Origin of the sequence: Streptomyces novaecaesareae, assembly GCF_000716875.1 — a bacterium.
Classification (GTDB): Bacteria; Actinomycetota; Actinomycetes; order Streptomycetales; family Streptomycetaceae; genus Kitasatospora; species Kitasatospora novaecaesareae.
Map to the genome: position 1 here is coordinate 1 of NZ_JNWQ01000141.1, position 9614 is coordinate 9614.

Annotated in this window: 10 protein-coding genes; 5 read left to right on the plus strand and 5 right to left on the minus strand. The window is 73.5% G+C overall.

The genetic code is table 11. The features are described from left to right. Positions 1 to 208 precede the first annotated feature (208 nt). The 3 genes from OP86_RS31300 (at position 209) to OP86_RS31310 (ending at position 4236) form a co-directional block, all read left to right on the plus strand. Positions 209 to 700 carry a hypothetical protein gene (locus OP86_RS31300; RefSeq protein ID WP_051831084.1) on the plus strand — a complete coding sequence of 164 codons (492 nt, stop codon included), beginning with the start codon at positions 209 to 211 and terminating at the stop codon, positions 698 to 700. A 219-nt stretch (positions 701 to 919) separates the two neighbouring features. After that, complete coding sequence (locus OP86_RS31305; protein WP_418952604.1) at positions 920 to 2608, plus strand: ABC transporter permease; 1689 nt, start codon at positions 920 to 922, stop codon at positions 2606 to 2608. 134 nt (positions 2609 to 2742) lie between these two features. Then, positions 2743 to 4236 (plus strand): ABC transporter ATP-binding protein, encoded by a 1494-nt coding sequence (locus OP86_RS31310; RefSeq protein WP_051831088.1) that lies wholly within the window; start codon positions 2743 to 2745, stop codon positions 4234 to 4236. 4 nt (positions 4237 to 4240) lie between these two features. Here the strand turns inward: OP86_RS31310 and OP86_RS31315 are convergent, their stop codons facing one another. The 5 genes from OP86_RS31315 to OP86_RS31335 form a co-directional block, all read right to left on the minus strand. Beyond that, the gene (locus tag OP86_RS31315; RefSeq protein ID WP_030257626.1) at positions 4241 to 4660 is read right to left on the minus strand and encodes an ArsR/SmtB family transcription factor; all 420 of its coding nucleotides are present in this window, start codon (positions 4658 to 4660) and stop codon (positions 4241 to 4243) included. Between the two features lie 225 nt (positions 4661 to 4885). Further along, positions 4886 to 5320 carry a protease inhibitor I42 family protein gene (locus tag OP86_RS31320; protein WP_030059232.1) on the minus strand — a complete coding sequence of 145 codons (435 nt, stop codon included), beginning with the start codon at positions 5318 to 5320 and terminating at the stop codon, positions 4886 to 4888. Next, positions 5317 to 5724, minus strand: a complete 408-nt coding sequence (locus OP86_RS31325; RefSeq protein WP_245231842.1) for a hypothetical protein — start codon at positions 5722 to 5724, stop codon at positions 5317 to 5319. The genes OP86_RS31320 and OP86_RS31325 overlap by 4 nt, the downstream gene beginning before the upstream one ends. 7 nt (positions 5725 to 5731) lie before the next feature. Then, positions 5732 to 7318 carry a cysteine peptidase family C39 domain-containing protein gene (locus tag OP86_RS31330; protein WP_051831086.1) on the minus strand — a complete coding sequence of 529 codons (1587 nt, stop codon included), beginning with the start codon at positions 7316 to 7318 and terminating at the stop codon, positions 5732 to 5734. A 2-nt stretch (positions 7319 to 7320) separates the two neighbouring features. Continuing rightward, positions 7321 to 7644: a hypothetical protein gene (locus OP86_RS31335; protein WP_030059237.1), complete on the minus strand. Its 324-nt coding sequence runs from the start codon at positions 7642 to 7644 to the stop codon at positions 7321 to 7323. Between the two features lie 436 nt (positions 7645 to 8080). Here OP86_RS31335 and OP86_RS31340 point away from each other — a divergent pair, with 436 nt between their 5' ends. Further along, positions 8081 to 8857 carry a DUF4232 domain-containing protein gene (locus OP86_RS31340; protein WP_030059238.1) on the plus strand — a complete coding sequence of 259 codons (777 nt, stop codon included), beginning with the start codon at positions 8081 to 8083 and terminating at the stop codon, positions 8855 to 8857. A 110-nt stretch (positions 8858 to 8967) separates the two neighbouring features. Continuing rightward, on the plus strand, positions 8968 to 9614 hold a 647-nt coding region (locus OP86_RS31345; protein WP_033334203.1), incomplete at its 3' end, for a helix-turn-helix domain-containing protein.

The window sequence follows — 9614 nt, forward strand, 5'->3', positions numbered from 1 at the left end:
CATCGCGTGCAACCGCCTGAAAGCCATACCCGGCGTCTCTGGGCCTCTGGACCTTACGACGGCCCGTCCAACCCATGCCAACAACGTAGGACCGCCTGAACCCCACGACCCGACCACCGGAAGCCGAACCCACCACCGCACCCCGACCAACCACCGCAGCAACGACCCACCACCGAAGCACGACCCACCACCGAGGGAGGACACCGCCGTGACCCGAACCGCACAGTTCCCCCGGACCGGCAGGACGACGGCGCTGTACGGCGTCCTGCTGCTGCTCGCCCTCCAGGGTGCCGCCGTCGGCGTCGCCCCCGGCCCGCTGCGGCTCTTCCTGTCCGGCGTGCTCATCGGCGCCTCCGTCGCCGGGCTGCTGCTCGCCCTGCTGCTGGCCACCAGCCGGCGGCGGGCGGGCGCCGCGGCCCGGGCGGCAGCGGGCGCGGGAGCACCGGGCGACGACACGCAGTGGTTCAGCGCCCGTTCGCTGGAGGGCTTCCCGATGGAGCAGGTCCGTCCGCTGCTGCTCTCCCCCGGCGCGCCCGGCCTGAGCCGGCTCTACACCGCGTGGGTGTTCGCCACCCACGGCCACGACCCGCAGTGGATCGCCCACCACCTGGACCTGCCCACCCCGACCGCCCGCCTGCTGGTCACCGCCGCCCGGAACCACCCGGCACCCGCCGGCCCCGGCCACCCGACCACCGGCTGAGCAGCGGCCGTCCGGCACGCCGAGCACCCGGCCCCGGGACGGACGGGTTTGCATACGGACATCCGGAGGGAGCAGACTGCCCGGGTTTGCGCCGGAGGTACCGTCATGCCCTTGCCGAAGTCCGCCCCCGGCCCGTCCCGGGGCCTGTTCCGAGCCCCGTCTCCGTCCCCTTCCCCCTCTCCGTCCCCCTCCCCCGGTCCGGGTCGCCTGGGTCAGCGGGTGTGGGTGGACGTGGCCGTCGCGGCCGCCGTCCTGGTCCTGCTCTACCTCGCGCTGCGGCTCGGCCGGGACACCGCCGTCCGGTTCTCCACCGGCCGGGACGCCGTCGTCGACACCGACCCCGCCCGGCTGCCGTACGACGCGGCCCGCACCCTGCTGCGGATGTTCGCCGCGCTCGCCGTCTCCGTCGTCTTCACCTTCGGCTACGCCTACGCCGCCGCCCGCAGCCGCCGTCTGGAGCGCGTGCTGATCCCGGCGCTGGACATCCTCCAGTCGGTGCCGGTGCTCGCCTTCCTGACCGTCGCGGTGACCGGCTTCCTCGCCCTCTTCCCCGGCTCGATGCTGGGCCTCGAATGTGCGGCGGTCTTCGCCATCTTCACGTCCCAGGCGTGGAACATGACCTTCGCCTTCTACCACTCCCTGGTCTCGCTGCCGCGTGAACTCGACGAGTTGTCCCGCTCGTTCGGGTTCAGCCGGTGGATGCGCTTCTGGAAGGTCGAGCTGCCCTCCGGGATGATCAGCCTGGTGTGGAACGGCATGCTGAGCTTCGGCGGCGGCTGGTTCTTCCTGGTCGCCTCGGAGGCGATCAGCGTCGACAACCAGCGGTACGCGCTGCCCGGGGTCGGCTCGTACGCGGGTGCGGCGATCGCCGCCGGGGACCTCGGCCGGGTCGGCTGGGCGATCGCCACCATGGTCGTGCTGGTGGTCGGCGTGAACTTCCTCTTCTGGCGGCCGCTCACCGCCTGGGCCGAACGTTTCCGGAACGAGCAGTCCGAGGCCGCCCGGGCCCAGCGCTCCGTCGTCCTCGACCTGCTGCGCCGCTCTCATCTGCCCGCCCTCCTCGGCCGGGCGCTGCGCCCGGTCGGGCGGGCGCTGAACCGGGCCGGACGACTGTTCGGCACCGACGACCGCCCACCCGCCGCCCACCCCGCCCATCCCTCCCGGCAGCGGACCGGGGACACCGTCTTCGCCCTCGTCGCGGGCGGCATCGTGCTCTGGGGCCTGGTCGACCTCGGCCGCTACCTCGCCGACCGCACCGGCCTCGGCGTGTTCGGCGAGCCGCTGCTGCTCGGCCTCGCCACCCTCGCCCGGGTCGTCGTCCTGGTCGCGGTCGCCACCGTCGTCTGGGTGCCCGTCGGCGTGTGGATCGGCTTCTCCCCGAGGCTCACCCGCATCGCCCAGCCCGTCGTCCAGGTGCTGGCGAGCTTCCCCGCCAACTTCCTCTTCCCGCTGGCGGTCTGGCTGCTGCTGCGCACCGGCCTGTCGATCGACCTCGGCGGCATCCTGCTGATGGCCCTCGGCGCCCAGTGGTACATCCTCTTCAACGCCATCGCCGGCGCCATGGCCATCCCCACCGACCTGCGCGAGGCCATGGACGACCTCGGCGTGCGCGGCCTGCAGCGCTGGCGGCGGCTGATCGTCCCCGGGATCTTCCCGGCGTACGTCACCGGCGGCATCACCGCCTCCGGCGGCGCCTGGAACGCCTCCATCGTCTCCGAGGTGGTCACCTTCGGCGGCACCACGCTGACCGCCAACGGCCTCGGCGCGTACATCGCCCGGGCCACCGAGCGCGGCGACCACCCGCACCTGCTCGCCGGGGTGGCGGTGATGAGCCTGTACGTCGTCGCCCTCAACCGCCTGCTCTGGCGCCGGCTGTACCGGCTGGCCGAACGCCGCTACTCGCTCTAGCCCCGGAGGCCCCGCCGATGCGCTTCCCCTTCTCCCGCCGCGCCGCGACCGTCCCCGTCGCGACCGTCCCTGCCGTGCCCATCCCTGCCGTGCCCATCCCTGCCGTGCCCATCCCCGCCGTACCCGGCCCTGCCATACCCGTCCCTGCCCTACCCGTCCCGCCCGCCCCCGAGGGTGACGAGGTCCTGCTGGAGACCGTCGGCCTGACCAAGACCTACGCCGGAGCCGACGGCGAACTGCCCGTGCTCTCCGGCATCGACCTCACCGTACGGTCCGGCGAGATCGTCGCTCTGCTCGGCCGCTCCGGCTCCGGCTCCGGCAAGTCGACCCTGCTGCGCTGCCTGGCCGGCCTCCTCCCGCCCAGCTCCGGCACCGTCCGCTACCGCGGCACCCCGCTCGCCGGTGCCAACCCGGGCACCGCGCTGGTCTTCCAGACCTTCGCCCTGCTGCCCTGGCTGACCGTCCGACAGAACGTCGAACTCGGCCTGGAAGCCCGCGGGGTGGCGCCCCGCGAACGGGCCCGGGCCGCCGCCCAGGCCATCGACCTGATCGGCCTGACCGGCTTCGAGTCCGCCTACCCCAGGGAGTTGTCCGGCGGCATGCGCCAACGGGTCGGCTTCGCCCGGGCCCTGGTCGTCGAACCCGACGTGCTGATGATGGACGAGCCGTTCTCCGCGCTGGACGTGCTCACCGCCGAGAACCTGCGCGGTGAGCTGCTGGAACTGTGGGACTCCGGCCAGTTCCCCACCCGGGCCGTCGTCCTGGTCACCCACAACATCGAGGAGGCGGTGCTGATGGCCGACCGCATCGTCGTCCTCGGCGCCCGCCCGTACGGCACCATCCGGGAGACCGTCGAGGTCGGCCTGGAACGACCCCGCGACCGCGACTGCGCCGCCTTCGACGAACTGGTCGACCGGGTCTACCGCATCATGACCGGCCGGCCCAAGGACCCCCGCCAGAACGGCCGTTCCGAGAACGATCGTTCCTGGAACGACCGTTCCGACGACAACCGGTCCGACGACAACCGGTCCGACGACGACCGGTCGGACGCCGGCGAGGACGACAGCCGTCCGGACGCCGGCCAGGACGCCGACCAGGACGACGCCCGCCCCGAGCGCCGTACGGTCGCCAACACCCCACTCCCCACCGCCGGTGTCGACGGGCTCTGCGGCCTCGCCGCGATGATCGCCCACCGGGGTGGCCGCTGCGACCTCGTCGACCTCGCCGACGAACTCGGCCTCGACATCGACGACCTGCTCCCCCAGGTCGACGCCCTCGACCTGCTCGGCCTCGCCGCCATCCACGGCGACGACCTGCTGCTCACCCCGGAGGGCACCGCCTTCGCCGGTGCCGACGCCCAGGACTCCCGTGCCGTCTTCGCCGGTGCCGCCCTCGACGTCCCCCTGGTCAAACTGATCGCCAACAGTCTCGGCGACCGGGTCGGCGCCACCGTCCGCACCGGCTTCCTCCGCGACCTGCTCGGCCGCCACTACACCCGCGAGCAGACCGACCGGCAACTGGAGACCGCCACCGACTGGGGGCGCTACGCGGGCCTCTTCAGCTACGACGCCGGGCGACAGGAGTACCGGCAGGAACACCGGCCGGGCCCGCCGGCCCCGGGCCGCTGAGGGCTCATCCCGTGGCGGGGCGGCGGCGCACCGCCCGTACGGCCTGGGCGAAGGGTTGCGGCGCGGTCGCCCCGGCCGGGGCCGCACCGCCTGCGCCGCCGGCGCCGCCGTCGCGGCGGGAAGGCAGGTCGTTGGCGATCACTGCGGCCTCCGTGAGCAGCCCGCGCACCTCGGCGGCCCGGTAGAAGATCCGCGTCCCCTCCCGCCGCGCCACGACCAGCCCCGCCGCCCGCAGCTTCGCCAGGTGCTGCGAGGTCGCCGCCACGTGCGCCCCCAGCAGCTCCGCCAGCTCGCTCACCGGCAACTCCCGCCGGCTCAACGCCCACAGCAACCGGTACCGCGACGGATCCGCGACCGCCTTCAGCACGGCCACCGCCCGCTCAGCCGCCTCGGAGTCCCACGCCTCTTGCTCCGCACCACCCATACAGCGATCGTACCGACGCCCCCCGGACCCCCGCTGACCACCGGAAGTCGGCCCCGCCGACGTCCCGTACGGCACGTCCCGGCCCGCCAGCCACCCCACCGCACGAGCCGCCACCCCCACCCCGCGTACGAGGTCGACCCCGTCGACAGCGAGGTGGTCCTGCCCGCGCCGTCGGGCCCGACCAGGCCGCAGAACGGGCCGCAGAACGAGCCGCTCGGCAACGGCTCAGCGCACGTCGACGGTGAAGCGGCGTTCGTCCTGCCCGGCGTGGTTGGGGTCGTGCAGGGTGATGGTGGCGTGGCCCGGATTCGGGCCGGCGCGGAAGACGAAGTAGTAGTGGCCGCCTGAGCCCGCCGAGCCGGTCGCGCCGAAGAGGTCCTTCAGGCCGAAGTTCTTCACGTACTCGTCGCCCACGGTCTGCACGGCGGACGGGTCGGGAGCCGGGTCGGCCACCGTCCAGACCTGGCCCGCCACCCGGTGGGCGCCGACCTCGACGGAGAACAACTCGCCGGGCTTGACGGCCAGTTCACCGGCGGTCGCGGTGAACACCGTGCCGTGGTCGAGCTTGCCGGTGGTCATCCGGTGGACCACCACCGCGCCCACTGCGCCCGCGACGGCCAGCAGGGCGACCACCGCGATCAGGATCCGACGCCACGTCACGGCTTCGCCTCCCCGTGGGTGGCTTCCCGGTGGGTGACCCGCAGCGCCAGGACGGCGGCCACGGCCTCCAGCCACCGGACGACCAGCAGGTCCCCGGTCGCGTCCCCGACGACCATCGCCGCCGCCTCCAGCCAGCCGCGCGCCACCGCCGCCGCCGGTCCGGGCAGCGGCTCGGGCAGCGCGGCCGCGTAGCGGGTGCCGCCGGAGCGGACCACCTCGCCGAGGAAGACCAGGGCGCGCGGCAGGACGCCGAGCCGGTCGACGGTGATCGCGGCGGCCACCGCGCCGTCGCCGAACAGCGTGGCGCGGTGCGGGCCGGGCAGCGGCAGGCCGAAGCGCAGCAGGACCTCGACGTCCAGCTCGGCCAGCCGGGCGTCGCTCATCGGTTGGGGGGTCGTGCTCAACTAGGCCTCACTTGGGCATCTGGACGTGGTCGGCGATCGGCATGTTGCCGCCCTGCGCCGCGCCCTCCATGTGGTTGTTGACGAAGTCGCTCTCGCTCACCCAGACGGTGTAGCCCCAGGGGTTGTAGATCTCCAGCTGGTCGCCGCGGTGCCCGATGATCATCATCTGGTGGCCGTCCGGACGGAACCAGGTGTCCTCCTTGACGCCGATCGGCACCGGCTTGCCCTGGTCCACCGCCGACTCGACCTGGGCCAGGACGTCCTTGCGCTGCTCCGGGCCCTCAAGGTCGACGGTGTGGTAGCCCGCCCCGGTGTGCTTGCCGATCTCGTCGTTGGCGGCGTCCTTGGACTCCCCGTTGCTCATCCCGTCCTGCCACTCGTTCCACCAGTTCTTGGTGTCGTAGACGCGGTCGGTCTCCTTGAGCCAGCGGTCGTACGCGGCCTTGCCGTTGTCGTACGCGGGGTCGCCGGGGTGCCCGCCGGTGGTGAGCTGGAGGGAGAAGAGCGGGTCGACCATGGCCCGGGCGGTGACGGTCGAGCCGGCCACGCAGGTCGGCTTGTCGCCCTGGTTCCACGCCACGCCCTGGTAGGAGGTGTCCCGCTGGTTGGTGGAGGAGGAGTCGATCTGCACCGGGGACAGCCGCTGGGCCAGCCAGGACGGGTCGCCGGCGTGCTCGTGGATCTGGTCGTCGAAGGCCTTGATCTCGTCGTAGCTGTGCCCGGCGGCCAGCGCCTTCATCAGGTAGGCGCGCTCCTCGGGGGACTTGCTGCCGGCCAGCAGCTGGTCGAAGCGGGCCCGGTCGGCGTCGCTCATCTTGTCCATGAACTGACCGGCCCGGGTCACGTCGTTCGCCGTGAGGATGTTGCCGAACTGGTCGCTGCCGGCGACCTCCGCGTCCGCGATGACCAGCTTGTCGGCCGCGCCCAGGCCCTTGTTCTTGAAACGGGCGGCCAGCGCCTTGTCCGCCAGCGCGTTCAGCTCGCGGGCGGCGGCACGGCCGGCGTCCTCGGCCTTCACCGCCGCGTCGAAGATCGACTTGATGCCGTCCTTCGCCTTGGCGTGAGCGGTGTGCATCTTGTCGTCGTCCCAGTTGATCGGGTCCGGCGCGCCCGAGACGGTGATGTCGTGCAGCAGCTTCAGCGCCTCGCTCAACGGCGCGTGGCCCTGCCCGTGCAGGTTCTGCGCCTCGCTCAGCGCGGACGACAGCGCGTTGAGCTGGTCCCGGCCCTTGCCGAGCATGTCGCGGCAGCGCGTCAGGTCGTCGGCGGAGGCCTTGACCACCTCCGCCGCCTTCTCTCCGACCTGCCCCGTCCAGGCGTCCGGCAGGTGCTCGGCGCTGACCCGCATCACCTTCATCTGGATCTCGTCCAGCTGGCTGCTCGCCGTGTTGTACGAGGTGGCGAGCTGGCCGAGCTTGCCCGGATCGCCCTTCGGCGCGGGCAGTTGCAGGGCGTCGTGGACGGCGTACTTGAGGTCGCCGGCACCCCACATGCCGTGGGAGTCGTCGATGGTCTTCTTGAGCCGCTCGGCCTGCTGCCGCTGGTTGCCCAGGATCCCGAACGGGTCGAGCGGATTGATGCTGTGGTCGGGCACCGTTACGCCCCCTGCTGCTGGTACTGCTGGCCGACGCCGTGGTCGGTGGTGGTGTAGTTGGCCGCGGTGGTGTGCACCTTGCCGCCGAGGTCGTTCAGCGCGTCGACGTTCACGCCCAACTCGTCCTGCCAGGCCGTCCAGAACGCCTTGGCCGCGTCGCCCGCCCCGTAGTCGCCGAAGGTCCCGTCACCGGACATGCCCAGCTTGCCCAGCGTGTCCTTCACCGAGCCCACGTCCGTACTGGCCGCGATCAGCTGGTCACCCGCGTCCCCGAGCTTGTCCGGGTGGGCGCTGAACCCCGCCCCGGCACCGCCTCCGCCGCTCATGCGCAATCCCCCGATCCCCGGCCCGCCCCGTGCAGGTCGGCGGACAGCATAGCGGCAGTTCTGCCGCCGCCCGGCGGCCTGAACAGTGGCTTGCGGAGATGGTCGCACAACCCGCCCGATCTCCCCGGAACGATCACAGGATCAAGGGGTGCCTTGGTGAACCATCAGGAACCTACGGTCGGTCAGGGCCCGGCCGCGAGGGGGTGGATGGGCGAGGCGGCGAGGCTCGCAAGGACCCCGGAACGTTCCGGCGGGGCGTTCCAGGCGGGGGAGAAGGTGCAGGTCAGAGGGGGTGGAACCGTTCCAGCGTCCCGGTTCGGCGGGGAGGTCTGGCGGGTGGGACCGACGGCAGGCCACTGTGGTGATCGGCGGCCGGTGGCGCTGGCCCTGCCGCCCGATCCTCTCCTTCACCCACCACTGTCACGGGGGAACCTCCATGTCCGTTCGTCGCGTCCTGTTAGTCCCGGCCGCCCTCGCCCTCGGGGCCGCACTCACCCTGACCGCCTGCCAGTCCGGCGGGGGTACGGACGCGGCGCAGCAGTCCGCGAAGCCCACCCAGGCAGCCGCCGCCGGCACCACGGCCGGCACCACGGGCGGCACTGCCGCCGACGCCGCGCCCGGCGTCGCACCGGCGGCCGGTGCCCCGAACGCACCCGACGCGCCCGCCGCGCCCGCCGCCAACGGCACCCCGGCCCGCCCCAAGTCCCCCGCCGCTCCGGGCGGGGGCGGCGACGCCGGTGACACCTACGCCTACTCCCACCCCTGCGAGTCCAAGAAGCTGACGGTCCGGGTGACCACCCGGGCCGGGGCGCCGAGCCAGCGGGTGATCGAGGTCCGCAACCAGGGCACGACGGCCTGCGGCCTGAGCTACTACCCGCTGCTGAGCCTCGGCGACTCGCACTCCGCCGACCGCGGCAAGGACGTCAAGCCGCTCGTCCCCAGCGGGCTGGGCGGCGCCCCGGCCTATCCGGTGGCGCCCGGCCAGACGGCGTACGCGGTGCTCGACCTCAACCCCGGCGGGGCGGCCACCGGCACCGCGCCCGGTGTCGACGAACTGAACGTGCTGGCCGACGGCGACCACATGCCCACCGCCGAGACGCTCGCCTTCCCGCTCGGGTCGGGCGCGAAGGTGCTCAAGCCGAAGCTGGGCCTGTACCGCGACAGCGTCGCGGATGCGGCCGCCTCGACGGGTGCCGCGGACCGGCAGTCCTGAGCGGGACCGCCGTGCCGCCCCTCCCCCGGGCGCCGTTCCGGCGAACCGGTACCGTGATCTGCGGCTTCGAGCGGATCCGGGGCCGGTCCGGGGTGAGGGGTGGACGGCGCATGAGCGTGGAGACGGACGAGTTCGCGGCGATGCTGCGGGAGCTGAAGGAGCGCTCCGGCCGCAGCTACGGCGCGCTGGCGACCCGGCTGCACGTCAGCACCTCCACGCTGCACCGCTACTGCAACGGCGCCGCCGTCCCGGCGGAGTACGCGCCGGTGGAGCGCCTGGCCCGGGCCTGCGGGGCGCGCGACGAGGAACTGGTCGCGCTGCACCGCCGCTGGATCCTGGCCGACGCGGCCCGCCGCCGGGAGACGAGCACGGCGGGCACGGCAGGCACGGCAGGCACGGCAGGCACCCAGCCCGCCGCCACGAAGCCGAAGCCGGAACCGGCACCCGAACCGCAGCCCGAAGCACCCTCAACCGCGCCCACACCCACGCCCGCGCCCGCAGAGGAGGTGGAACCCGTACACCCCGTGGACCCGCCCGGCGAAGCCCGCCGCCGTACCCGCGTGCTGCTGAGCGCCGTGGCCGTCGCCGCCCTGGCCGCCGTGGTCTCGGCCTTCGTCCTGCGCGACGGCAGCGGCACGGTGAGCAGCACGAGCACCACCACCTCCCCGACGGCCGCCGCCCCGACCGGCCCCGCCGCGGCGGCCACGGCGGCCCCCACCGCCCCCAGCACGCCCGCCGCCACGACGCCCGCGCCCAC